Origin of the sequence: Chitinophaga solisilvae, assembly GCF_009928525.1 — a bacterium.
Taxonomy (GTDB): domain Bacteria; phylum Bacteroidota; class Bacteroidia; order Chitinophagales; family Chitinophagaceae; genus Chitinophaga; species Chitinophaga solisilvae.
The window spans coordinates 39,136-65,479 of record NZ_JAABOK010000005.1; the positions used below are offsets into that span (position 1 = coordinate 39,136).

The 26,344-nt window shown below is 50.0% G+C and carries 18 protein-coding genes; 14 read left to right on the top strand and 4 right to left on the bottom strand.

The features are described from left to right. The first annotated feature begins 8 nt into the window (after nt 1-8). The 5 genes from GWG06_RS11050 to GWG06_RS11070 all read left to right on the top strand — a co-directional run bounded on the left by GWG06_RS11050 (nt 9) and on the right by GWG06_RS11070 (nt 7,177). Nucleotides 9-842 (top strand): N-acetylmuramoyl-L-alanine amidase, encoded by an 834-nt coding sequence (locus GWG06_RS11050; protein WP_235938283.1) that lies wholly within the window; start codon nt 9-11, stop codon nt 840-842. Nucleotides 843-1,023: 181 nt separating this feature from the next. Further along, entirely contained in the window at nt 1,024-1,419 is a 396-nt protein-coding gene (locus GWG06_RS11055; RefSeq protein ID WP_160713299.1) for a hypothetical protein, read from the top strand. Nucleotides 1,420-1,712: 293 nt separating this feature from the next. Next, nucleotides 1,713-4,895: a SusC/RagA family TonB-linked outer membrane protein gene (locus GWG06_RS11060; RefSeq protein ID WP_160713301.1), complete on the top strand. Its 3,183-nt coding sequence runs from the start codon at nt 1,713-1,715 to the stop codon at nt 4,893-4,895. A 13-nt stretch (nt 4,896-4,908) separates the two neighbouring features. Then, nucleotides 4,909-6,330, top strand: coding sequence for a SusD/RagB family nutrient-binding outer membrane lipoprotein (locus GWG06_RS11065; protein WP_160713303.1), 1,422 nt, complete (start codon nt 4,909-4,911; stop codon nt 6,328-6,330). Between the two features lie 238 nt (nt 6,331-6,568). Next, entirely contained in the window at nt 6,569-7,177 is a 609-nt protein-coding gene (locus GWG06_RS11070) for a hypothetical protein (RefSeq protein ID WP_235938285.1), read from the top strand. Here GWG06_RS11070 and GWG06_RS11075 read toward each other — a convergent pair. After that, the gene (locus GWG06_RS11075; protein WP_160713307.1) at nt 7,174-7,764 is read right to left on the bottom strand and encodes a LutC/YkgG family protein; all 591 of its coding nucleotides are present in this window, start codon (nt 7,762-7,764) and stop codon (nt 7,174-7,176) included. The two genes, GWG06_RS11070 and GWG06_RS11075, sit on opposite strands and share 4 nt — an antisense overlap. 254 nt (nt 7,765-8,018) lie before the next feature. Between GWG06_RS11075 and GWG06_RS11080 the strand changes: the two genes are divergently transcribed. From GWG06_RS11080 to GWG06_RS11095, 4 genes are all read left to right on the top strand, one after another. Then, entirely contained in the window at nt 8,019-8,642 is a 624-nt protein-coding gene (locus GWG06_RS11080; protein WP_160713309.1) for an RNA polymerase sigma factor, read from the top strand. Between the two features lie 67 nt (nt 8,643-8,709). Then, nucleotides 8,710-9,750: a FecR family protein gene (locus GWG06_RS11085; RefSeq protein ID WP_160713311.1), complete on the top strand. Its 1,041-nt coding sequence runs from the start codon at nt 8,710-8,712 to the stop codon at nt 9,748-9,750. 129 nt (nt 9,751-9,879) lie between these two features. Then, the gene (locus GWG06_RS11090) at nt 9,880-13,458 is read left to right on the top strand and encodes a SusC/RagA family TonB-linked outer membrane protein (RefSeq protein ID WP_160713313.1); all 3,579 of its coding nucleotides are present in this window, start codon (nt 9,880-9,882) and stop codon (nt 13,456-13,458) included. 16 nt (nt 13,459-13,474) lie between these two features. Then, a complete protein-coding gene (locus tag GWG06_RS11095; protein ID WP_160713315.1) occupies nt 13,475-14,920 on the top strand; it encodes a RagB/SusD family nutrient uptake outer membrane protein in 1,446 nt (481 codons plus the stop codon). Nucleotides 14,921-15,060: 140 nt separating this feature from the next. Here the strand turns inward: GWG06_RS11095 and GWG06_RS11100 are convergent, their stop codons facing one another. Both GWG06_RS11100 and GWG06_RS11105 read right to left on the bottom strand, forming a co-directional pair. After that, nucleotides 15,061-15,846, bottom strand: coding sequence for an SDR family oxidoreductase (locus GWG06_RS11100; RefSeq protein ID WP_160713317.1), 786 nt, complete (start codon nt 15,844-15,846; stop codon nt 15,061-15,063). 158 nt (nt 15,847-16,004) lie between these two features. Continuing rightward, nucleotides 16,005-17,126, bottom strand: coding sequence for an acyltransferase family protein (locus GWG06_RS11105; protein WP_160713319.1), 1,122 nt, complete (start codon nt 17,124-17,126; stop codon nt 16,005-16,007). A 151-nt stretch (nt 17,127-17,277) separates the two neighbouring features. Between GWG06_RS11105 and GWG06_RS11110 the strand changes: the two genes are divergently transcribed. Next, nucleotides 17,278-18,345 (top strand): cellulase family glycosylhydrolase, encoded by a 1,068-nt coding sequence (locus GWG06_RS11110; protein ID WP_160713321.1) that lies wholly within the window; start codon nt 17,278-17,280, stop codon nt 18,343-18,345. Here the strand turns inward: GWG06_RS11110 and GWG06_RS11115 are convergent, their stop codons facing one another. Further along, nucleotides 18,346-19,176: a YitT family protein gene (locus GWG06_RS11115; protein WP_127043548.1), complete on the bottom strand. Its 831-nt coding sequence runs from the start codon at nt 19,174-19,176 to the stop codon at nt 18,346-18,348. 555 nt (nt 19,177-19,731) lie between these two features. On the opposite strand from GWG06_RS11115, the gene GWG06_RS11120 reads away from it, so the two are divergent. The 4 genes from GWG06_RS11120 (at nt 19,732) to gndA (ending at nt 26,342) form a co-directional block, all read left to right on the top strand. Beyond that, nucleotides 19,732-20,604: a hypothetical protein gene (locus GWG06_RS11120; protein WP_160713323.1), complete on the top strand. Its 873-nt coding sequence runs from the start codon at nt 19,732-19,734 to the stop codon at nt 20,602-20,604. Between the two features lie 472 nt (nt 20,605-21,076). Then, a complete protein-coding gene (locus tag GWG06_RS11125; RefSeq protein ID WP_160713325.1) occupies nt 21,077-21,922 on the top strand; it encodes an energy transducer TonB in 846 nt (281 codons plus the stop codon). Nucleotides 21,923-22,180: 258 nt separating this feature from the next. Next, nucleotides 22,181-24,760 (top strand): phosphoenolpyruvate carboxylase, encoded by a 2,580-nt coding sequence (locus GWG06_RS11130; RefSeq protein ID WP_160713327.1) that lies wholly within the window; start codon nt 22,181-22,183, stop codon nt 24,758-24,760. 163 nt (nt 24,761-24,923) lie between these two features. Further along, on the top strand, nt 24,924-26,342 hold the full coding sequence (gndA, locus tag GWG06_RS11135) for an NADP-dependent phosphogluconate dehydrogenase (protein WP_127043544.1): 1,419 nt from the start codon (nt 24,924-24,926) through the stop codon (nt 26,340-26,342). The last annotated feature ends 2 nt before the right edge of the window (nt 26,343-26,344 follow it).

A 26,344-nucleotide genomic window follows, 5' to 3' on the forward strand; every position in this document is an offset into this window, starting at 1 on the left:
CCAGACAAATGAAAACCATGAAGAAAATGCTGAAACTCGCAGGCCTGGCGGCTTTGATCGGAATGTTCGCTTATTGCGCGCGTTCTCCTTACAGTCAGACCAATAAAATTTACCGGCAGAAGGCGAAAGATTATGCCCGTACCATACGCCAGCAGCCGGGTTACCTTGCGGGAGACGGCGGCGTACTGCCCAAATGGTGGGCAGGTACCGTTAATTTCAATCTCCGTAAACCTAATCTTGTTATCATTCATCATACTGCGCAAAATTCGTGTGAACAAACACTGCAGACATTCACCCTGGACAGAACCCAGGTCAGCGCCCATTATGTCATCTGCCGGGATGGAATGATCCATCACATGCTGAATGACTACCTCCGCGCCTGGCACGGCGGTATCGCCAAATGGGGAAATCTTACAGACATCAACTCCTCATCTATCGGTATTGAGCTGGATAATAACGGTACTGAGCCTTTCCAGCCGGCCCAGATCAACAGCCTGCTGATCCTGCTGGATACCCTGCAGCACCGCTATGGTATTCCCGCTGCCAACTTTGTAGGCCATGGTGATATTGCCCCCGGCCGTAAAGTAGATCCCAGCGCCTATTTCCCGTGGCAGCAGCTGGCAGGGAAAGGATTTGGCCTGTGGTACGACGACACGACCAACCTCACCCTCCCCGCTGCGTTTGACAGGTGGCAGGCTCTCCGGATCATAGGCTATGATGTAAAAGATACCACCGCAGCCCTGGCCGCCTTCAAAAGACATTTTATGCCCCAGGATACTATCGCCCCTTCAGCAGAAGGCACCAATAAAGTACTGTTCCTTGTGCTGAAGAAATACCAGTAGCATCTTTGATGACACCTGAAAGCAGTTTTACCCCTACGCCGGTTTAAAATTTTGTGAAGTGCGTTAAATAGAGTATTTTAATAATGAGTTGTACCGATAAAACCAAAATCTGACGATCAGCCTTGCCGGACTTATTATACCAATACTATTTATCTACACCCTTATAATCATTTCTCTTACCATGAAACGCACTTCCAGATTCCCGTTTATGCTGCTGGCAGCAGCTGCCCTGCTATTGGCAGCCTCACAGCAAAAAGCCAATGCAGGAAAACATTCACTCAACCCCGTTGCCGATACGCCCTGCCTGGTTAAATCAGAAACCGCCTACGATTTTGCCGACAGCCTCCGTAAAAAAGTATATGCGCTCATCGAAGACAGAATCGCCGGCGGCATAGAAGAAAAAGGAACCGTGACCTGGGAAAATTCCCCCGATGCCCCTGAATACTACCATATCACCCTCCGCAGAAACAAACTATCCATCCGCTACAAAGGAACCGTCTGCCAGGACGCTGATAAACTGATCGCACAGAATATCGACTCCTGCAAGGCAGACCTGAAGAAGCTGCTTAATAAATGATTTACGGATTTATTGATTTTGGAATTTAGAGATTTTAAATGCAGCAAAGATCTTCGCGGATAGTATTCGCTGCATTTAAAATCTCTAAATTCCAAAATCAATAAATCCGTAAATCTCTATATTGTCTATAAATTTTGTAGATTAATAATTGTGTTATACTTTTGTTATCGAGTGGTACATTTTTTTCCGGTCATACACCAACTATAGAGGAAACCAAAATGAAATCGTGCGTAAGCGGAAGAACTATCGTCGTTCTGCCAAGGACCACCAACAACCAATAAATTAACATTTACATGAAGTACGTCAAAAGGCTTTCGGGCCTGCTGTCCGCATTACTGTGGATACAGCAAAGCTATGCCCAGGAAATCCGGGTAGGCGGGGTAGTGACCTCCCGCCAGGATGCACAGCGTATACCCGGCGCAGTTATACGCATTAAAGGAACCAGCCAGGGAACACAGGCGGACGCTGATGGAAAATACACGATCAGCGCACATACCGGCGATACGCTGCAGATATCCTTTATCGGCTTTCAGACAGCCCTCGTACCGGTATTACAGCACCATATCATTAACATCTCCCTGGAAAATACAGACAGCAAGCTGCAGGAAGTAGTAGTAACGGCACTGGGTATTTCCAAAGAAAAAAAATCACTCGGATACGCCGTACAGGAACTGAAATCTAAAGACATTGCGGAAGCCAGGGAAACCAACCTGGTAAATGCCCTGTCCGGAAAGATTGCAGGGGTACAGGTTACCAACAGCCAGGGTAACCTCGGCTCTTCCCGTATCGTCATCCGCGGGGAAACGTCTATCGCCGGAAACAACCAGCCACTCTTCATCCTCGATGGTATCCCCGTAGATAACAGCCAGCTGGGAATAGGCACCGGCCGCGATTTTGCCAACGCCATCTCCGATGTAAACCCGGACGATATCGCTTCCATCAGCGTACTGAAAGGCCCCAACGCTGCAGCATTGTATGGCTCCAGGGCTGCCAACGGCGTCATCCTCATCAAAACAAAAACCGGGAAAGATACGAAAGGCGGTATAGGCGTTACCGTTAATTCCAATGCCACCTTCGAAAGCCTGCTGGTATTACCCGACTTCCAGAACGTATACGGACAGGGCGCCGGCGGCCAGTTCTCCTATAAAGACGGTAAGGGCGGCGGCCTCAACGACGGCACCGACGAAAGCTGGGGGCCTAAAATGGACGGCAGGCTCATCCCGCAGTTCTTCTCCAACGGAGAAGCCGTGCCATTTGTGCCACATCCCAATAATGTGAAAGATTTCTACGTTACCGGCTACACGCTTAACAACGGCCTCGCCGTAGGCGGCACAACCGATAAAATAGATTACCGCTTCTCCTATAACAACACCCGCCAGTCGGGGATCCTGCCCAATACCGGCATCACCCGCAATACCTTCACCGCCAGCAACACCTTCCGCATCACGCCTAAACTTACCCTCAGCACCTATGCAGATTATATCCGCACTGCGGCAGATAACCTGCCGGGGGTAGACGGCCGCCGCGGAAACAGTGTCACCCTGCAATTCATCTGGTTCGGCCGGCAGGTGGATGTTGCCCGGCTGAAAAACTACAAAAACCCTGATGGCACTGACTATAACTGGAACCATAGCTACTATAGCAACCCCTACTGGATTCAAAATGAAAATACGGTAGGCCAGCTGAGAAACAGGTTCTTCGGAAATGCCCGGTTGTCATACGAAATACTCGACTGGCTCAGCGCCAATCTGCGCATTGGTACCGACTACTACCAGGACAGAAGAAAATATAAAGTAGCCTACTATACCAACGGAACGCCGTTCGGTTCCTATACGGAAGACAACTACGCCGTCGGTGAAACCAACGGAGAATTCACGCTCAATGCCAAAAGGAAGCTGGGCCGCGATTTCAACCTCGATGTGCTGGCCGGCGGAAATATCCGCACCAACCAGTTTGAGCAAAACTATCAGCAGGCCCCCAAACTCGCGGTGAAAGATGTATACACACTCAATAACTCCCGCGATCCGCTGATCTCCACAAGTTATTTCAGCAAGCAGAAAGTATACAGCGCGTTCGGTTCCGCACAGCTTAGCTACCACAACTATGCATTTGTGAATGTAACCGCACGCAATGACTGGTCTTCCACATTGCCGGCCGGCAACAACTCCTATTTCTATCCGTCTGTCAATGCCAGCCTGGTGGTATCAGATGCGCTGCATATACAGAGCAAGGCGCTCTCCCTGCTGAAAGTACGCGGTGGATGGGCGCAGGTAGGTAAGGATACGGACCCTTATCAGCTCATCAGCACCTATCCGTTTAATCAGCCTTTCGGGTCTTACCCGTTGCAGACAGTATCCGATAAATTTCTGAAGAAAGACCTGAAGCCGGAAATCACCACTTCCACAGAAGTAGGACTGGAAGCGGGTTTCCTGGATAACCGCCTCCGGCTGGATGTTACCTGGTATAACTCTAACAGCCGCAACCAGATATTACTGGCAGATGTGAGCCCGACTACCGGCTACCTGAAAAAATTACTCAACGCCGGCGAAATCAATAACCGCGGTATTGAAGTGATGCTGGGGCTAACGCCGGTGACTACACGCTCCGGCTTCCGCTGGGATGTGAATGTGAACTTCGCACGCAACGTCAGCAAAGTGATAGAACTGGATAAGGAAGGGTTCCTGAACGATTATGTGCTGGGCAGTTCCGGTAACATACAGGTGCTGGCCAGCAAAGGTAAACGCTATGGCGCCCTGTATGGTAAAGCATTTGCGCGGGATGCGCAAAACAGGATTATCGTAAATGACGACGGTACCCCGGCTATTGACCCCAATAAAAAAGTACTGGGATACTTTACTCCCAACTGGACCGGCGGCATCAACAACAGCTTTTCTTTCAAAGGTTTCAGTCTGAGCTTCCTGATAGATACCAAACAGGGCGGCTCCATCTGGTCGGGTACCAACTATACCGGTATTTATACCGGCGTGCTGGCAGCCAGCCTACCAGGCAGGGACGCAGATCTCGGCGGATTGCCCTACTATTACGACGGGCAGAAAAATGTACAGCTGCCGGATCATAATACAGCTGCTCCCGGCGGTGCTGCCGTGCATCACGACGGTATGATCTTCGACGGCTATACTGCCGACGGAAAGAAGAATACCCGCATTTTGTCTGCAGAAGATTATTACAAAAGTGTGTACAACAGCAGTGTCAATGAAAGCAGCGTGTATGACGCCTCTTTCATCAAACTGAGAGAAATTAAACTGGGGTATTCATTGCCGCAATCATGGGTACACCGGTTAAAGCTGCAGTCCGTGAATGTTGCGCTGGTAGCCAGAAACCTCGGCTATCTCCAGAAACATGTGCCTAACATCGATCCCGAAACTGCGTTCAACACCGGTAACGGTCAGGGCCTCGAAACCCTGCAGATACCCACCACACGCAGCATCGGCTTTAACCTGAATGTTTCATTCTAATTACCAGGAGAATATGAAAAAGCTACTCATACCTTTCTTTATTATATGGACAATCTGCTTCAGCGCCTGCCAGAAAGAGCTGGAGAAGATAAACCGCAATCCGAACGAACCCAATACCGTGCAGCCGGACTACCTGCTGAGCAATGGTATCAAATCCAATGTAGATACCTATTGGGGACAGGACGCTACCATGGACGGCGCTTTGCTGTATGTACAGTACTGGTCCAAAATTCAGTATACGGATGCAGACCGTTACATTCCTGCTTCTACCAGCATTCAGACTGTATGGAGCAACTTTTATGCACAGGGTATACAGGACTTCACTACACTGGCACAGCTGGGCGACAGTCTGCATAACCCCAATTATAAAGCTATCGCCATCATCATGCGATCCTGGATTTTCCAGCAGCTCACCGATCTTTACGGCGATATACCTTACCGGCAGGCAGCCAGCATTGAGCAATACCTCACGCCGGTATATGACAGCCAACGGGTAGTATACAACGGGTTGCTGGCCGAACTGAAAAATGCGAATACGCTGTTTACCAATAATGCAGATGTACAGGGAGATGTATTACTGAGAGGTGATCCGCTGCGCTGGAAGCAGTTTGCCAACGCCTTGCGCCTGCGTATAGCCCTCCGCATCGCCGATCGCGACTTTGCAGCCGCCAAAGCTGTTTTCGACGATGTAGCTGCTTCCGGGAATATACTACTGCAGAAAGACAGCCTGGTGAAACTGAACTATCTGGCTTCCCCCAACCAGAACCCGGTAGGCAGAAACCGGGAAACCCGCAATGACTACCGCATCAGTAAATCTATTGTAGATAAACTGAAAGCACTCGGTGACCCACGGTTAAGCATATACGCTACCGTACCCAAAGATACCAACGTAATCATCGGAGTAACCAATGGACTACCCAACGATTCCGCAGCCAGGCTGGGTTTCAGCAAAACTTCCGATGCCGGCGCTGTATTCACGGCCACCACAGCGCCTGCCATCCTGTTCAGCTATGCAGAGCAGCAGTTTATCCTGGCAGAGGCGGCGCAACGCGGCCTTATCAGCGGTAATGCAGCTACCCTCTATAACCAGGCCATCACCGCTTCTTTTGCACAATATGGTATCTCCGCCGCTGAAGCAGCTACCTATGTGACAAAACCAGGCGTAGCCTACGACGGTGGCAACTATAAAAAATACATCGGTGAACAGAAATGGCTGGCCCTCTTCGGGCAAGGCCTGGAAGCCTTCGCAGAATGGAGACGACTGGACTACCCGCAACTCAAACCTGCCCTCACCGGCGCCCTCAATGGCAAAATGCCGCAACGCTTCACTTACCCCTCCAGCGAGCAGGCCCTGAACGGCGCCAACTACAAAGCTGCCGTAGCACGGCAGGGTAGCGATCTGCTGACAACCAGGGTGTGGTTTGATGTGAATTGATGAAGGACCCCCTCTTTGAATAATTGCGAATTACAAATTGCGAATTACGAATGTAGAAGCGAAGAATAGAACGAAGATTAAAAGAGATATTTTATAGTTATCTCCTTTAATCTTCGTTCTATTCTTCGCTTCTACATTCGTAATTCGCAATTTGTAATTCGTAATTAAAATTATATATAATTTTTTAATTATCTTTATCAAACAGGGGGACACTACTATGCACCGGATATTCCTATTGATGCTTATCATAAGCGTATTGGCCTGCAATGAGGCCGGAAATAACTCAGATGAAGATTCTACTGTGGCGGTGCCGGCGGCTTCGGAAAGAATAGCTGCACTGACGGAAGAGGAAACAGACACCATTGTACAGACGAAAGAAGATCTTCCCTGGGAAAAGATGGAGGTATTCCATTTCTCAAAGGCGCTGATAGATCATAAGGTGCCGCTGTTTACCAGCGAGCATCGCTTTACCGCAGCGCTGGGGGCGGCAGACAGCATATCCACGCCCGCCTACGACGGAATCTGTGCTTCCCAGTTTGAAGAAGAGTTTCTGTTTTTTTACAAGGATGGCTCCTGCTTTGAAAAGTTCAGTGATTCCCTCGCCTGCGAAGAATTTGTACTTACCACCGGACATACGATCACCTGCAATGGCATAACGTTCTCCCGCAACACCACCTGGGCCGAAGTGAAAAAATATTATCCGAATGCCGTTCAGCAGGCGGAGAATGAAGGCCGTACAGATATGGTAACACTCCGTGATTCCGATAATATGAACAGCGACAGCTCAGTCAGGTTATACTTTGAAAACGGAAAACTGGTACGGATAGAAAATTTTATACCCTGCTAAGAGGCCAGCAGATATACCCGGAGGCTGCCCGCTCCCTGTGCGCCATGTACCAGCACTGCACCGATATCGGTAGTAGCGGACGGTCCCATCATAAAACAGCCGTAAGCCGTATCTTCCAGGTGCACCTTGAGATAGGCATCGTACATATCCGGCACTATCTGGTCGGGCGACAGCAGTATAACCAGGTGCTGTGCTAAAAATCCCAGTGTACTTACCAGCGGATCTTCCTGATTCAGCCATACCATTCCATTTTCCGCAACGCCGAAGCAGGCGCGGATAATGCCTACGTCTACGTCTGCCAGGTCGTGCGGATGGCCCGTACAATAAAAGTCTTTATTGCCGCTGATCTCCGGAGCGGCGGAACAGATAACCCTGGCCTGCGGATATTGTGATACCAGCAAAGCCTGTGCTGCCGCAGCATCAGCAGGACGGAAAATATCACCCCCGGCAGCTTTGAGCCGGGCTTCAAAAACCGGCAGCAAGGCAGCAGGTTTGGAAGAAACAGGTATATCAGAACAGGCGTTCTGCCCGGCCGGTTGCATCCGGGCGTCTGGTGGCTGGTTGCGGGTGGTTGTTTCCATCATCATTAGCGTTTTTTAAGTTGCAGGAATGTTTATCAGATTGTACTCACGGTTACGGCTCAACGTATTTCAGCAGACAGTTGCAGGCAGCGCGCGGCAGATAACTCTCCCTTATTTCCGGGTAACGGGACAGGGCATTAAGGTAATATGGAATGACCCGGCTGGCTTTCATTGTATACTGCTTTCTTATTATTTAACATCTCAGCGGATATTTTGTTGCAGGTTTGGAATCGTAAATCCTTTCCTTATTTTTGGCCCCGATGCTACCAGGTAATAACCATAATAATCAGGCATGGTCCATGCTGCGTGCGGGCGATCAGTCCGCTATGCTGTTGCTGTACGACGAACATTACACCGGACTGCTGAACTATGGTATTAAACTGACGGGTAACAGGGAGCTGTCTGCCGAATGCATCACACAGGTGCTGATAGATTTATGGGATAAGCGGAAAGTGCTGCCGGAGGTGACCAATGTACGCGCCTACCTGCTCACCTGCATCCGCCGTAAGGTAATGGCAGAGCTGAAAGCCGGCAGAATGCGCGAGCAGCGGCATCAGGACTTTGAGGCCGGCCGGGAGCAGAGTGAAGCCGCCTATGAACAGTTTATCATCGCCGCACAATCAGATAAGGTGCTGAAACAGCGACTGGGCAATGCGTTAAAGCAATTGTCGCCCAGACAGCTGGAATTGCTCCGGCTCAGGTATTTTGAAGATAAAGATTATGATGAAATTGCCGCCATCTGCCATATTACGAAGCGTACTGCTTATAACAGCATCCACGACGCCATTAAAATACTACGTACGGAATTATATGCCGGCGGTGACGAAAACCAGTCGCTGTACAGTATTCCGGTTCTTGTAATACTCCTGCTGACCATGCAGTAAAAATTTTTTTCCATTTTGCCGGTAAAAACCAACTACCCGCTGCTCTATATATAAAAGAGCCTTTTTTATGCCTTCTTTCCAGGATTACAGTACGGAGGATTTCCTGCAGGAATCATCATTCTGCCGCTATTGCAGCGGAACAGACCCGTATGCTGTTAACTTCTGGGAGAAATGGCTGAAAGACAACCCTGATAAAAAACAGGAAGCAAAGCAGGCCAGGGAAATGTATTACCTGCTGAACGGAAATATTCATCCCGCTGTCTTTCAGCAGCACAGACGGCAATTTGAAGCAGCCTTTCAGCAGCATCTGCGGCAGCACACAACTACGGTTACGGTACCGGTAAAGGGTATACGTAAATTATCTTTCCTGTTCAGAGCAGCCATCGTTACCGGATTGATTGCCCTCGGCGGCTACGCCGGCTGGCAATGGCTGCAGCCACCGGCCTTTGTTGTATACAGCAGCGCGGCAGGGGAGCGCAGAACTTTCCGGCTGCCGGATGGTACCCGGGTGATGCTGAATGCCGGCAGCCGGCTCACCATTCCGCACGGCTTCTGTACATCCGGCCGGGAGGTGACCCTGAGCGGTGAAGCCTTCTTTGACGTGCAAGTCGCCGCAGGTAAGCCTTTTGTTGTTCATACTACGGGAATGGATATACGTGTGCTCGGTACGGTATTCAACGTACGCGCCTACCCGGAAGATAAAACTGCCGTCACCACCCTGCTGCGCGGTAAAGTAGAAGTACTGGTGAAAGCTGCCGGCAAACGGATGGTGCTCGCCCCTGCCGAAAAGGTAGCCATACAGACAGCACACCCGGCAGAAAAACCGGTGCTCACCAAAGTGACGCTGCAGCAGCAGGACAGCGTTGCTCAGGAAGTACTATGGACCCGCAACCGCCTTATCCTGAACGACCTGCCCCTGCGGGAAGCCGCACTGGAAATGGAAAGATGGTATGGCGTGCGGATAACAGTTGATAATAGCATTTCCGGTAAGTTAAGATATACCGCCACCTTCGAAAAAGAAACAGTAGAACAGGCATTACAGGCACTGCAGCAATCCGTGCCTTTCCATTATAAAATAAGTGACCATGAAATAATTATCAGCCAGTAACAGGAATATACCAACCATTTTTCTGATAAACTAAAAAAGGAGCGCATGAAAGCTCCCTGATGTAAAGTAAAAGGCCACCGGCCTGAGCCGGGTATTGTAGCCGATTTAGGACTTTAACCAACTTAATGTATGAAAAGAATCTGTTTGCGTGGAGCACTGACCGTGCTCCCGGGACGGCGTATTGCAGGTCTTACGCTGTGGTTGTCACTATTTATGCTCATCTGCACGCATAATATCCTTGCAGGTAACGGTATGCAGCAGACGAAATTATCCCTGCACCTGAAAACAGTACCTATCATCAGGGTTTTCAGCGCTATCGAACAGCAATCTCCCTACCGCTTTGTATACAGCAGTACCATCATCCCGGCAGAGAAACGCGTTACCATTGAAGCGGAAGATATAACGGTAACGGATGTACTGAAACAGATACTATCCAATACAGAGCTGGAGTTTCGTAACGGAGACAACAACCTGATCATCATCTCCCGGCAGCAGCCACCCCAGCAGAAAGACCGTATACTGAAGGGAAAGGTGCTGGATGAATCCCGCAACCCTGTGCCCGGTGTGAGTATTATGCTGGAGAACATGCAGGCAGGATGTAATACGGATGGCAACGGAGAATTTACACTTGCTGTTAAGAATGCCAATCCCATACTCATCATCAGCTCTATGGGCTTCATCACGAAGAAAGTGCCCGCCGGGGATCAGCCTTACCTGGAAATTATTCTATCGCCCAATATCTCCGTATTGCAGCAGGTGGTAGTTACAGGTTATCAGACTATCTCACGCGAGCGTAGCGCCGGCTCTTTCTCCCGGGTAGACGGCTCGCAGCTGCAGCAGAAGTCGGGCAGCATGAATGTGCTGGACCGCCTGGAAGGGCTGGCGCCGGGGCTGGCGATGAACAACGGCGACAAGGCCGACAAATTTCTTATCCGTGGCGTATCCAGCGTTAACGCCAGCAGGCAGCCCCTGTTTGTGGTGGATGGCGTGCCGATGGCCTATGACTACGTTGCCAGCTTCGTAAATCCGAATGATGTAGAAAATATTACTTTTCTGAAAGATGCTACCGCAGCATCTATCTGGGGCGCCAATGCCGCCAACGGTGTAGTGGTGGTTACCACTAAAAAAGGGAAAAATACCAACCGTAAAATCTCCGTTAGCTATGATGGCTTTGCTTCTTTCAAAGGGCTACCTGACGACGATTACCAGCATCGCATGAACAGCGCGCAGCTGGTAAAAGCAGCCAGAGAAATTTTCAATCCGGCTGCCTACCCCTGGAAAACAGTGACAGCACCGGGCATCGGTAATACCGATCCGATTGTGTACCCGCATGAACAAATACTGTATGATCTGCAGAACGGCATTATCAGCCAGGCTGCCGCAGATGCCCGCCTGGACTCGCTCGCAGGGCTGGATAATCGCAACCAGTTTAATAAATACCTGCGTCAGCCCGGCTTCCTTACCAACCACAGCTTATCATTCTCCGGTGGCAGCCAGTATCACACCTATTACGGTTCCCTCGCCTATACCGGCAAACAGGGCGGCGATACCGCCAACATGAACCGTTATCTCATGAACCTCCGCCAGGACTTCTTCCTGAGTAAAGCAGTGAAAGCAGACCTGACAATAAATCTCTCGCAGGAGAAATCCAAAGCGCAGGTGATTCCTTTTTTATCTGCCAACTCACTGCCTTCCTTCCTGCCTTATGTTATGCTGGCCGACGATCAGGGGAATCCTTTGTCCCTGGCGGACCTGCAGATATATGCACCTTATCGCCGCGCCGCGGAACAGAAGAGTGGTATTAACCTGGACTACATCCCACTGCTTGAAAAGGAATATACACGTAACAATGCTGCCAAAGTAACTTCCGCCAGAGTGAACACAGGCTTCAGCATCAGGCTGATGAAAGGGTTGACCTATGAAGGCCGCTTCCAGTATCAGCAGGTGAACAGTCATCAATATCTTTTCTACGATCAGCCATCCTACCGGAACCGTTATGAGCTGGTGCATTTCACACAGGCCGCTGCTGCGCCCGGAGGAAAGCCTACCTACTATCTGCCTGAAACAGGTGGGTTCTACAGGTCTGTTAACCGGCAGAACACTGCCTGGACAGCCCGTAACCAGTTCTCCTATGATAATACCTTTCAGCAGCACCACCAGGTAACCCTGCTCGCCGGTACAGAAGTGAGGGGTGATAAAACACGCGGAGAAACTTCCGAACGCCGGGGCTTTGACTTTCAGACGCTCACCTATTATACCTATGACGAAAAACTGCTGGAAGTAACCGGTATCAACAAACCGGTACTGGGCACTTCCAGCAGCACCAAAAGCACGCTGGCCTCCACGCCTTACCGCGCCGAAGAACTGGAGACAAGGTTCTTCTCATTATATGCCAATGCCGCCTATACCTATCAGCAGCGGTATAACCTGAACGGAAGTATACGCATGGATCAGTCTAACCTGTTTGGGACCGAGAAAAGCCAGCAGTACAAGCCCATCTGGTCCGTGGGCGCAGGCTGGCTGCTCAGCAATGAAGCGTTTTTTGATGTAAAAGGTATCAGCAGATTAAACATCCGCCTGACCTATGGCCTGGGAGGAAACTCTCCCAGACCAGGTTCCGGCAGTACCATGGATATTATTCTTGCAGAAAAAAATCCGCTGTTCAGCGATGTGGGTATCGGCTACAAACCGCTGCTGCCGGGTAATAAAGCCCTCAGCTGGGAACGTACCAAAATGCTCAACGCCGGTGTGGTCATCGATCTGTGGAGCGGCCGGCTGACTGCCTCCATAGACGTATACCATAAGAAAACCACGGACCTGCTGGGCTTTCAGCCGCTGGACAGAACCAACGGATGGTACTACGGCTATGCCAACCTCGGAAATATGCTGAACAAGGGTATCGACGTTCAACTCAACAGCAGGAATATCGCAAAGGGCAGCTTCGCCTGGAATACCCTGTTTACGCTGGGTTACAACAAAAACAAGGTGCTGAGCCTGAAGAGAAGTACAGTGCTGACGCCAGGTAACAAGGCCAATGAAGGTTTCCTCGAAGGTTATCCGGCATATTCCATCTATGCGTATGATTGGGCCGGGCTGGACGGCATGGGGGACCCACAGATCATTACGCATGACGGCAAAAAGGTGAAAACATCCGGCAACGTTACCGCCGATGATCTTTCTTTCGCCGGTATTATTCAGCCGCAATGGTACGGCGGTATCACCAATACTTTTCATTACCGCCGGTTTGACCTGTCGTTCCTGGTGGTATATAACCTTGGCTACCAGATGCGCCGCGATGTAAATACATTCTACTCCGGCAGGCTGAAAGGCAATATCCCCGCGTCTTTCGAAGACCGCTGGCAAAAACCGGGCGATGAAGCGTTCACCAATACGCCGTCTTATGTAGCAGTTAATGCCGAAGATATTAACCGCCGCAGCACTACTTTTTACCGGCAGGCAGATATCAATGTAGTCAACGCCGCCTATATGAAACTGCGGGACCTTACCCTTTCCTACACGCTGCCGGAGGGCATTGCCGGGCGGTTGTTCATGGACAACTGCCGCATCTACGGGCAGCTGAATAATGTGATGCTATGGAAAAAGAATAAGGATGATATAGACCCGGAATATTATAACCTGGCCCAGGGTGTACGCACACAGGCGATGAAACCGTTTTTTACAGTAGGCGTTAACGTTAGGTTCAAATAATTAAAACAAGTGCAGCATGAAAAAAAGATTATTGTACATATCATTGATATCCGCTGCCATGGCGGGCAGCAGCTGTAACAAATTTCTGGATGTAGTGCCTAAAGGCAAAGATACTCCCCGTACGCTGGAACATTATAACGGTCTGCTGAACAGTACGGCGCTTGTCAATTATGCCGATGTTGTGCAGGCAGAAAACGGAAGCACCACCACTAAAGGTACGGCGGTGGTGAGTGTGATGATGGGAGATGACCTGATTACAGACCCTTTGTTTCTGCAGGTAATGGGCCCTTCTGTAGCGAATGCCTATACCTGGCAGGCAGATATTTTCCGCCCGGAAGATGATGTAGCCGAATGGGGCGCCTTCTACGGACAAAACTATGTGTATAACCTTATAGCCAACAACGTAATGGCGGTTGCAGGCAATGAGGAGAAGAAAAGGCAGGTGCGCGCAGAAGCCCGTGCAGCGCGTGCGCTCATGCATTTTATGCTGGTGAATTATTTCGGGAAACCGTACAATGCCGCCACCGCTGCCGGCGATCCCGGCATACCGGTTGTAAAGGAAGCAAATGCCAATGGCACCATACCGCCCCGGAGCAGTGTGCAGGAAGTATATGATTTTATCATCAGCGAACTGCAGGCGGCTATTCCGGACCTTCCGGAGATAACGCCTATGCGCCTGCGTATGGGGCAGGCAGCAGGGTATTATCTGCTGGGGCAGACTTACCTGACCATGGGCCGGTACGAAGCGGCACTGAAAGCGCTGGAATCATGCCGTGCGGCGGTAGCTAAAAGCCATGTGCCGGTACGCTTGTATGATTACAATCAGATGATGCCGCAGTGGACATCGCCGGCGCTGCCGCAGTACGGCGTATTTGGCCATCCTACGCAGTTTGATAATGAAGAGAACATCTACCTGAAGCAGATCAACATCCTGGATTTTGTTTTCGGGAATGTGGCGATGCTGAGTCCGGCAGCGGAAGAGAAATTCGATCCGGCAGATCTCCGGCTGAAGTTCTTTTACAACAAGGACTATCTCACCGGTTCTATGACATTGCCGTATAAACTGCGTAATTCACCGATAGCCATCAATATAGGAGCCGGTTTGCCAGGGCTATACCTGATGCTGGCGGAGTGTGAAGCCCGTACCGGTAACCTGGCAGCCGCAGCAGCTGATCTGCTTACCCTGCGTAAATCCCGTATGCCCGCCGATAAGGCGGTTGTCAGCGCCACCACCCGGGAAGAGATGATCCGTTTTGTGATAGATGAACGCATCCGTGAACTGGCCTGTACCGGGCAGCGCTGGTTCGATATGCGCCGTCTCTCCAATGACCCGATTTTTAAAGATATAACGTATACGCATACACTGGGAAGTAAAACCTGGACACTCTCCCCCGAACGCCTCACCCTGCGCATCCCGGCGAAGATCTTGCAGCAGAACCCCGGCATGCCGGACAACCCCTGATTATTTTATTATTTGGTTATTTGAGATGTAAAATGCAGCGGAGATTAACGTATAAGACTACACGTTAATCTCCGCTGCATTTTACATCTCAAATAACCAAATAATAAAATAATAAAATAATCTGGGGCTTTGGGTGGGCCCTACATTACCGGTGTTTTGCCTCCGTCTACGGCGGTGCTGGTACCGGTGATGTAGGCGGCGGCAGGGGAGGCGAGGAAAGCGACCATGGCAGCCAGTTCTGAGGATTTGCCAAAACGCTTCATGGGTATTTCCTGGAGCCATTCCTGTTCAATCACATCCGGAGAAACGTTACGGGCAGCTGCGCTGCTGTTGAAAAGACTTTGCAGGCGGGAGGTGGAAGTAGAGCCCGGCAATACGTTGTTAACCGTAATGTCGTGCGGGGCCAGTTCTCCGGCCAGTACTTTAGACCACCCGGCTACTGCCCAGCGGATGGTGGTAGATACGCCGAGATTTTTCAGCGGAGCCTTTACAGAGGTGGAAATAATATTGATTATACGGCCGTAGCCTGCGCGGATCATACCGGGAACCAGTGCCTGGGTGAGTACCTGGCTGCACAGCAGGTGAGCGGAAAAGGCTTCTGCAAAGGCCTGTGGCGTAGCGTTGAGAATAGGCCCTGCCGCTGGTCCGCCGCTGTTGTTGATTAATATATGAATCGTTTCAGCTGCAGCCAGCTCCTGTGCCATGACAGTTACCCCCTGCAGGTTATTGAAGTCGGATACGATGTAGCGGTGCAATTGCCCGCCGGTTGTGCTGAGGGAGGCTACCGCCGTTTTTAGGCTTTCCTCATTACGCGCAGTGAGTATACAGTTGGCGCCAAGTGCCGCCAGTTCTATAGCTGAAGCAAGCCCTAAGCCCTGAGAGCTGCCGCATACCAGCGCGGTTTTCCCTTTTAAAGAAAGATCCATGCGAATGATTTTTTGATTGTTGATTTTCTGATTTACGGATTGGCAAAGTACAGGAGATAATGATAGAACTATTCGTTAATTATCACTGAAAATATTTGCTGCATTTCAAATCCGTAAATCAGAAAATCCCAGAATTCGTAAATCCTAAATTTACGGATTTACACGCGCACATAAATTCTTTTCTTGTCCAGGATAAACCCGATGGACCAGCATAGCAGCATGTAGGCCAGCGAAAACAGCAGGGAGCCGAATTTTCCGGGGGAGACGGGCTGGAAGATGACATCGTTGATCCACTTATACAGGCTGGACCCGTTGATGTGAATCACATACATGAGGATAACCAGTACTTCCGATAACAGATAGAGGAAGAGCGGGTTTTTACCGAAAACGGTGAAGAAGCCCGTGCCTTTGGTGAATCCCAGCATATCAATGATGATAATCAGCAGGGAGAGCAGCAGCAGATCTATACCTACCGTCAGCAGAACGTAGGAGCTGGTCCATAATTTTTTATTGATAGGGAATACGGTATTCCATACATAGGCGAGTGCAATGAGCAGGGCGCCTGTGAAGATCATGCGCATGATGCCACCCTGCGTTTTGCCCTGGCGCTGTACAAACAGGCCGGCATAGTAACCGGCAATAACGTTGACAATAGCCGGGAAGGTGCTGAGTATACCTTCCGGATCAAAGGGGAATCCTTCTCCGTGGTACAGGTGATTATCTCCCAGGATAAACTTATCCAGCATCAGTCCGGCATTACCATGAATACCATATTGATCGCCGGGAACGCCGGCAAACCAGAGTATAGCCCAGTATCCGAAGAGCAGCAGCGCGCTCACTGCCCATACCCATTTTTTAGGAAGATAATAAATAAGCAAGGAGGCGATGCCGTAGCAGAGTGCGATACGCTGCAGTACGCCCAGTATACGGGTATGGCTGAGCGGCTTGAATACGAGTCCGCTATCAGTATGCTGTACAAACGGGAACCAGTACATCAGGAATCCCAGCAGGAAAATGATAAGGGTACGTTTGAATATTTTGCCCAATACGGCAGCGTTTCCCAGCTGCCCGTATTTTTTCATACTAAAGCTCATAGCATTTCCCACAGCAAAGAGAAAGGAGGGGAAAACCAGGTCGGTAGGCGTCCAGCCATGCCAGGAGGCATGATCCAGCGGCCAGTAAGTGCCGCCGGTTCCGCCGGTATTAACGATAATCATGAAACAAACGGTCATGCCGCGGAAGACATCCAGCGGTAGGAATCGTTGGGAGGCTTGTGTCATTTTTCCCGGAAATTATTGGTTGATAAGATGGTAAGGAATGCAACTCGCGTTTGAGTGTCTACAATATAGACATCTTATTTCAAATTGCAAATATTGAATATAAATCGCGGGAGAAAATTTGTAAATTCAGGATCAACATAAATTCCACGATATGAAACAGATATTACTACTGCTTACACTGGCGGGCGGTTGGCTGCTGACGGGCTGTAACCGGCCACCGGCGGCCGGCAAGGTGTGGTCCGGGGAAAAGGCTGCGCAATGGTATGCCGCACAGGGCTGGCTGCGTGGCTGCGATTTTATTCCAAGCACGGCAGTAAACCAGCTGGAAATGTGGCAGGAAGCTACTTTTGATACCACTACCATCAGCCGGGAGCTGGGATATGCAGCCGCTATCGGTTTCAATTCAGTACGCGTTTACCTGCATCACGTGCCCTGGGTAACAGATGCTGCCGGTTTCCGCAGCAGGATCGGCGCCTACCTGTCTATCGCCCACCGGTATGGTATTTCCACCCTGTTCGTGTTTTTTGACGACTGCTGGAACCGGGAGTACAGCGCAGGTCCGCAGCCGGCTCCGCGTCCCGGCGTACACAACTCCGGCTGGGTACAGGACCCCGGCGATGCCATACACCGGAATATAACGTTAACGGATACACTGGAGAGATATGTGAAGGATATACTGACACATTTCGGGCATGATAAAAGGGTATTACTGTGGGACCTGTATAATGAACCAGGTAATGAAGGACATCGGGAGAAGAGCCTGCCGCTGCTGAAAAAGGTATTCCGCTGGGCCAGGGAGATAAATCCGGATCAGCCCGTGTCTGCAGGATTGTGGAGCTGGAACCTGACGGAGTTCAACAGGTTCCAGGCAGAGAATTCAGATGTAATCACCTATCACAATTATGACAAGCCGGAGCAGCACAGGCAGATTATTGATACACTCCGTAAGCTGGGGCGGCCGCTTATCTGTACAGAATATATGGCCCGTACAAATGGCAGCCGCTTTGATAATATTATGCCGATGCTGAAGGAGGAAAATATTGGCGCTTACAACTGGGGGCTGGTAGCGGGGAAAACCAATACCATTTATGCCTGGAGTACGCCCATGCCCGACGGCAAAGAGCCTCCGTTATGGTTTCACGATATTTTCAGGAAAGACGGTACTCCCTATAAAGAAGAAGAGGTACAGCTTATCCGGGAGCTGACCGGTAAGCGGTAATTACATGGAGAAGCCTTTGCCCAGTACTTCGTGCACTTCATGAATCACTACAAATGCTTCCGGATCGGCTTCCTGTACCAGCGCTTTAAGGCGCATGAGTTCCTGTTTGCCGATTACCACATACAGCACTTCCTTGGGCGTTTGCGTATAGGCGCCATGCCCGTGTAATACGGTGGCGCCGCGCTTCATTTCGCCGGTAATCTTCAGGGCAATGTCGGCAGTATGCCGGGAAATAATGGTGATGGCGCGTTTGGTATTCAGACCGTCTACAATATAATCTACCGTTCTGGCGCCTATATACACGGCTATAAAGGTATACATGGTTTTTTCCAGGCCGATGATAAAGACGGATGCGGAAACAACCAGAATGTCAAGAATAAGCATGGATGTTCCCAGGCTCCAGCCCAGGTATTTGTTGCACAGGCGGGCCAAAATAGCAGAGCCTCCGGTGGTTCCTCCGGAAAGAAATACCAGCCCGATACCTATACCTACCAGCAATCCTGCAAAGATGGCCGCCAGCAATGTACTGCTGGTGACGGAAGGCAGCTTGTTTTCTGTCAGATACAGGAAAAGGGAGCAGAAGACAATGCCGAGTATAGTATATAGCATCACCCGCCTGTCCAGCAGCTTATAACCTATCACAATCAGGAAGGCGTTGATGATGATGTTGACCAGTCCGGGAGACCAGCCCAGGTAATAGTAGGTGATAATGGTGATACCAATGACACCGCCTTCAGACAGTTTATTGGGGATAGCAAGATAGTTGATGCCTGCTGCAAAGATGAAGGTGCCTAAGATCAGCAGGAGTATATTTTTCACATGAGACTTCATACTGCAAAAATAATGGGGATTTACGGATTTACGGATTTTTTGATTTACGGATTTATAGTAAAATCCCCCCGCTGCAGTAATAAATCCGTCACAACGAAAATCAAAAAAATAAAAAAATTTATTTGGTATTATTAAAACTCGATGTATATTTGTCTACCAATTCAGTAGACTAATAGCGTCTGCTACACCAGGGAGTATAAAGCTCCCGGCATCCTTTGATCCACCAGCAAAGAGTTGCTGCCATTAATTAATCAACTGTGTAAATAATATACACTATGAACCGGCACACTTTCAACTGTGGACTGCGCACTCCGGCGCTCAATATAAAGATGCATCTTACCTGTTCCCGTTACATATCTGCGGCCCGTTACTGTTGTAGCGGCTGTTGATGGAAAGTCTTGCGTTCTGTAAGCTGTAAATAGAATGCCTGGTCCGGCTTGCGGGGATGGTATGCTGCGAATTTATTGGTGGTAAATTTTTCAGTAACATACCTACCCGCATCCTCCCGGCATTATTCAAGGAACAAATTTAATACTTCTCCCGAAAAGCATTGCCATGAAAGCTATTGCCAGCATTATCCTCATATATGCCCTGCTGTGGACAGTTCCCGCGCTGGCGCAGAAAGATACTATAACGGTTACGGGTACACGCTTTGTTTTCCCCCTTGTACAGCAATGGATAAACAGCTATACCAGGCAACATCCGGAGGTGATATTCCGGCTTGTTTCCCCACGTGATCCGGCCGCCAGGGAAGCCCTGGTACATATTTCCGCACAAAAAACAAACGAGGCACAGCGCAGCGAAGACAACTACTATATTGAAGTTGCGCGCTATGCGCTGTTGCCCGTTGCCAACATAAAAAGCAGCTATGCCGGCAAACCGCTTCCGGAAAAGGAACTGCGTGCACTCTATTTCGACAGGGAGCCGGCCAGCCAGCCATTGACTGTATATAACAGGAAAGAGAAATCCTGCGCACCGGTTACCTTTGCTGCCTTCTACGGCGCCGCCTTTGAAGATATTAAAGGAAAACAGGTGCCGGGAGATGACCAGCAACTGCTGAAAGCAGTACAGGAAGACCCTTCCGCCGTATCGTTCAATAATCCCGGTTTTATCTACGATCTCAGCAGCCGCCTCCCGGTGCGCGACATCGCGGTAATACCCCTGGACCTGAACAATAACGGCCGCCTCGATACAGATGAAAATTTCTACGGCAACCTGGACCAGCTGATTCAAAGACTGGAAACCGCACCCCCGGCAGGTATCCCGCTGGAGAATGTAACGCTGTCCTATAAACGCCGGCTGGATACCAACCACCCCGCCCTGAAAGACTGGGTACATTATATTCAGTCCGCCGGCCGCCAACAGCTGCATGACTTCGGATTTCTGCAGCTGCCCTCCCGTCAGACAGTACTTAACAAAGTATTATAAATAACGGTTGTGGACACACTTCACGAATGCAAACGGAAACTATAATCTTCGGTGCACAGGGGCGATGATTCCGGCAATACTGGTGGGTGTTAAAGGATACCGCCCCGGCTACCGGGGGTACTAACAATAACGACTATACGTAAAAAATATAAAAGGTATTAACTGGTTATAAAACGTTAACACCCGTACGATTTTCGGAAAGCCTAATTTATCAAAGGAACCACCTGCTTTCAGGTAAGGCTCCCAGTGCCAGCAAGTCCCGACGCTCCGTCGGGGCTTCTTTTTTTAATTATGAATTACGAATTATGAATGATGAGTTACCGGGAAGATATAAGCGAATGATGTGATTATTACTCGCTTAAATCTTCCCGGTAACTCATCATTCATAATTCGTAATTCATAATTAAAAAAAAATTCCTTCTTTCTTATGGAAAACCATTTTCCTCTTCATCTGAATATAAAACACATTACTATGGACTCAACTAAAATCTCCAACAGCAACTTCCTCGACATTCTGTTCGATGGTCGTAACAAAGATTATGGTGCCTATGAGTTACGTAACCGCTATGACAGGCGTGTCCGCAATGCCGTGATGGGTACTGCTTCTATTGTATTGGTTATGATCGGCGGCTATGTGGTCAGTAATCAGCTGCATGCGGCAGACCGGAATGACCACCCCGTATTAATTACCAAAGCAGTGGAGCTGGAGAACCTGCAGCCGCCTGCAGAAGAGCCGGTATTGCCTCCTCCGCCACCGGTAGAAAGCGCACCGCCGCCAGTTACTGCCAGCATTGATTTTGTGAAGCCTAAGATCGAACGGGACGCAGATGTGTCAGAAGAAGAAATGCCGCCGCGCATAGAAGAAACAGTAAACAAAGCCATCGGATTTGAGAACAGGGAAGGAGAACCTGGTGACGCTGACGAAGCACTGGTGGATCTTAAAGGATCAGGCAATGGTACCGTGGTGGAACCGCCTGTAACATCTCCGGATGACAAGGGCCCGTTGACATTCGTGGAAATGATGCCCGAATTCCCCGGCGGAGAAGCTGGGCTGATAAAGTACCTGAAAAACAGGTTACGCTATCCTTCCATGGCGCAGGAAAATGGTATTGAAGGTGCTGTATACGTGCAGTTTGTGGTGAACAGGGACGGCAGTATCAGCGATGTGAAAACTACCGGCGGAGCAAAAGGAGGAGGGCTGGAAGATGAAGCCAGACGTGTAGTGTCTGTGATGCCTAAGTGGAAACCAGGCAAACAAAACGGACAGGCCGTTGCCGTATTATACAGTCTCCCCATCAGGTTCGCCCTGGAACATTAAGCCGGCCTTTATCCATTTAACCGGAAAACACCTCGCATCAAAAAATAATTATTTCGCGCCCTTCTTATCCTGATACAATGATCCCGGTCTGCTTTTGCGGCCGGGATTTTCTTATTAGAAAATATTCAAACATTTTATTTTTCTGCGGGAAAATAATCAAAAATTAATGAGTTTGCTATATAAACAACTAAACAAAATAATTATTAATTTAACAGCCGCTTAGTTCTCTTCTTCAGCATTATAAACGGATGTATAAGTATGGAAGCGCCGGTAAATAACTCATTACAGCAGTTCAAAAACCTTGTTGGTACAAAGTTTCAGCTGTATAATAGCCTCTTCACCAACCTCCCTTTCCACCGGGTGGAAAAGACGGGTATCTTTCTTTCCCTGTTCCTCCTCCATTGCGAGGAAGGGTATACCAAAGGAAACAGCCCTCAGGAAATCATGGATTCCTTCTTTGAACAATATACCACCTACCGGGAAGAGCAGCAGAAAACCGATCTGCTGTTCAGGTTTGTGCAATACGCTGAGAGGCAGGTAGTACTATTCGATGCCCTGGAAGATGCCGCATTCCGCTATATCCGTGACCTGCAGGGCGCGGGCACCCTGCGCCACCTGCAATCGGAAGTACTGCAGGAGCAGGCGCAGGAGCAGCTGAAGAAAAAGCTGGAGAACTTCTCCGTGCGGCTCGTGCTCACTGCGCACCCTACGCAGTTCTACCCCAGCGAAGTATTGGGTATCATTAACGATCTGGCAAAAGCCCTTGTGGAAGAGAACACCTCTGAGGTGAATATGTACCTGCAACAGCTGGGCAAAACGCCTTTCTTCAAAAAGGAAAAGCCCACCCCGTACGATGAAGCCATCAGCCTGGTCTGGTTCCTGGAGAATATTTTTTACCGCGCCGGCGGCCGTATCCTCTCATTCCTGAGAGCACAGTTCCCCGGAGCTGTCAGCACTAACAATCCGGTACTGCGTATGGGCTTCTGGCCAGGGGGCGACCGCGACGGTAACCCCTTTGTCAATGCCGCCACCTCCGTAGAGGTAGCCGCCGCCCTGCGCGCCGCCATATTGAAATGTTACTTCCGCGAAGTACGTAACCTCAAACGCAGACTCACCTTCAAAGGTGTGGAAAACGTGGTGGCTGCGCTGGAAGCGAAATTATCACGCAACCTCTTTACACCCGGCCATAAGGCCGATATCAGCCGCCAGGAAATCCTGGATACGCTGGCGGCTATACGAAATACAATTATGGAGCGTCATAATGGGCTGTTTGCCCACCTGGTAGATAATCTCATCAGCAAGGTGGAGATTTTCGGATTGTATTTCGCCTCCCTGGACATCCGCCAGGACAGCTCCATACATGAAGCCCTGCTGGCGGAAGTCGCGCAGAAAACAGACGCCCTTCCCCGTAACTACCCGGAACTGGACGATGCCGACCGGATAGCGGCCCTGCTTCATATCAAAACGCCTGTCAGCCCTGAACAACTGGAAGTGCCCCTGCACCAGGACACCCTGAGAACGGTATCTGCCATCCGCCAGATACAGGATGCCAGCGGGGAAGAAGGCTGTAACCGGTATATTATCAGTCACAGTACCAGCGTACTGAATGTAATGGAAGTATACGGGCTGTTCCTGCTCAGCGGCTGGAAGCCGGAAGAGATAACGGTAGATATTGTCCCGCTTTTCGAAACCATCGACGACCTGCGTCATGCCGGGCAAGTCATGAAAGCACTGTATGAAAATACGGCCTACCGTGAACATCTGCGCCGCCGCAGCTGTAAACAGACCATCATGCTGGGTTTCTCAGATGGTACTAAAGATGGCGGCTACCTCATGGCCAACTGGAGTATCTATAAAGCCAAGGAAGAACTGACGGCCATCTCCAAGCAATATGAGGTAGATGTGGTGTTCTTCGACGGCCGTGGCGGCCCACCTGCGCGTGGCGGTGGAAAAACGCACCAGTTCTACGCCTCCATGGGAAAGAATATCGCTAATCAGGAAATACAGCAAACCATACAGGGACAAACCATCAGCTCCAACTTCGGAACGGTGGATGCCGCCCAGTTCAATATGGAACAGCTGGTACATGCGGGTATCAGCAATGCCTTATTCTCCTCCAGGGAGGTAACGCTTACCAGCGAGGAGGAAAATCTGCTGCAATCCCTTGCTGATGCAGGATATGAGGCTTACAATAAATTAAAGAACCATCCTTATTTCCTGGAATACCTGGATCATGCCAGTCCGCTCCGCTATTACGCGGAAGCCAATATCGGCAGCCGGCCCAGCAAGCGGAACGCTTCTGCCAAACTGAACCTCAATGATCTGCGCGCAGTGCCCTATGTTGGCGCCTGGAGCCAGCTGAAACAGAATGTGCCCGGCTACTACGGCGTAGGCAGCGCCCTGCAGCAGATGGATCAGCAGGGCAAATGGGAAGCGCTCGTTCACCTTTACCAGCATTCCCTTTTCTTCAGAACCCTGCTGGATAATTGCGAAATGGCTATGAAAAAGAGCTATTTCCCGCTCACGGCCTACCTGGCAAAGCATCCGCAATATGGCGCCGTATGGCAGATGATCTATGACGAATTTGAACTCTCCAGAAAATACCTCCTGCGCCTTACCGGCGAATCAGACCTGATGGAAGCCAGCCCTATCGATCAGCTGTCCATCCAGATGCGCGAAAGAATAGTACTGCCGCTGCTGACGACCCAACAATACGCACTTACCCGCATCCGCGAACTGGATGCAGATCCCAATAATGGCCATGGCCGCGAAACCTACGAGAAACTGATCATGCGCTGCTCATTCGGGATTATCAATGCGGGCAGAAACTCAGCATAATAAACCAATTACGAATTACGAATTACGAATGAAAGCGAAGATCAGAGCGGATTTCAATAGCATATTTACGCTTCGGTCCTCGCTTTCATTCGTAATTCGCCATTCGTAATTCGTAATTTCCTACTTTTACATCTCCTTTTAGTAAGTATAACTACACTACAATATGGCAAACAGCTTATATGACTTTGGAATGATTGGTCTGGGAGTGATGGGTAGAAACCTGTTACTCAATATGGCGGATCATGGCTTTTCCGTTATCGGCTTTGATAAAGACGCTGCCAAGAATGCTGCGCTGGAATCTGCGGCCACCCCGGGAACTACCGTGAAAGGGGTTGCAGAGCTGGCTGCAATGGTACAATTGCTGGAACGTCCGCGTAAGCTGATGATGCTGGTACCTGCCGGTCAGCCCGTGGACGACGTTATCGCGTCCCTGGTGCCGCTGCTGGAGAAAGGAGATGTGGTGATTGACGGTGGTAACTCCCATTATACGGACACGCTGCGCCGTGTGCAGTACCTGCGCGAAAAAGGCATCCATTTCATGGGAATGGGTGTTTCCGGCGGCGAACAAGGCGCCCGTACTGGCCCCAGTATTATGCCCGGCGGGGATCTCGACGCCTATGCGAAGGTAAAACCTATGCTGGAGGCTATCGCGGCAAAAGTAAAAGATACGCCCTGTGTGGCCTACCTGGGTAAGGAAGGCGCAGGCCATTACGTGAAAATGGTGCACAACGGTATCGAATACGCCATTATGCAACTGATCAGCGAAAGCTATGCCCTGTTGCAGAAAGGCGCCGGACTGAACAATGACCAGCTGCACGAAATATTTAAAAACTGGAATAACGGCGTTTTACAATCTTTCCTGGTAGAAATTACCGCAGATATTTTCACGCAGAAAGATGATAAAACACCTGCACACCTGATAGATGTGATTTCCGATAAAGCCGGCTCCAAAGGTACCGGTAAATGGACTTCCCAGGATGCCATGGAACTGCCGGTAGCAGTACCCGTTATTGATACGGCTGTAGCCATGCGCACGATCTCCGGCTATAAAGAGCAGCGCCTGGAAGCAGAAAAATTATATACTGCTCCGGATGCGACCATTCATGCGGATACGGAAATGTGGATCAAACAGGTGCACGATGCGCTGTATTTCGCCACCATCCTGAGTTATGCGCAGGGGCTGGCAATGCTCCACGAAGCATCCCACGACCTGAAAATGGAAATTCCGCTGCCGGAAGTGGTAAAAGTATGGAGAGGCGGTTGTATCATCCGCTCTTCCCTCCTGGAAGTATTCATGCAGGCCTACCAGCAAAATGCAGACCTGGCCAATATCCTGCTGGATAAAGGCGTCGCATACCTGGTACAGTCAGTGGAAGCCAACACCCGCAGCGTGGTAGCCCAGGCTGCCCAGGCAGGTATACAGGCTGCCGGATTTATGTCAGCATTATCCTATTTCGATGCATTCCGCACCGGAAGAATGGCCACCAACCTGATACAGGCACAGCGCGACTACTTCGGTGCGCACACCTATCAGCGTACTGACATCCCCGGCACTTTCCATACTGAGTGGCAGCAACAATAAAA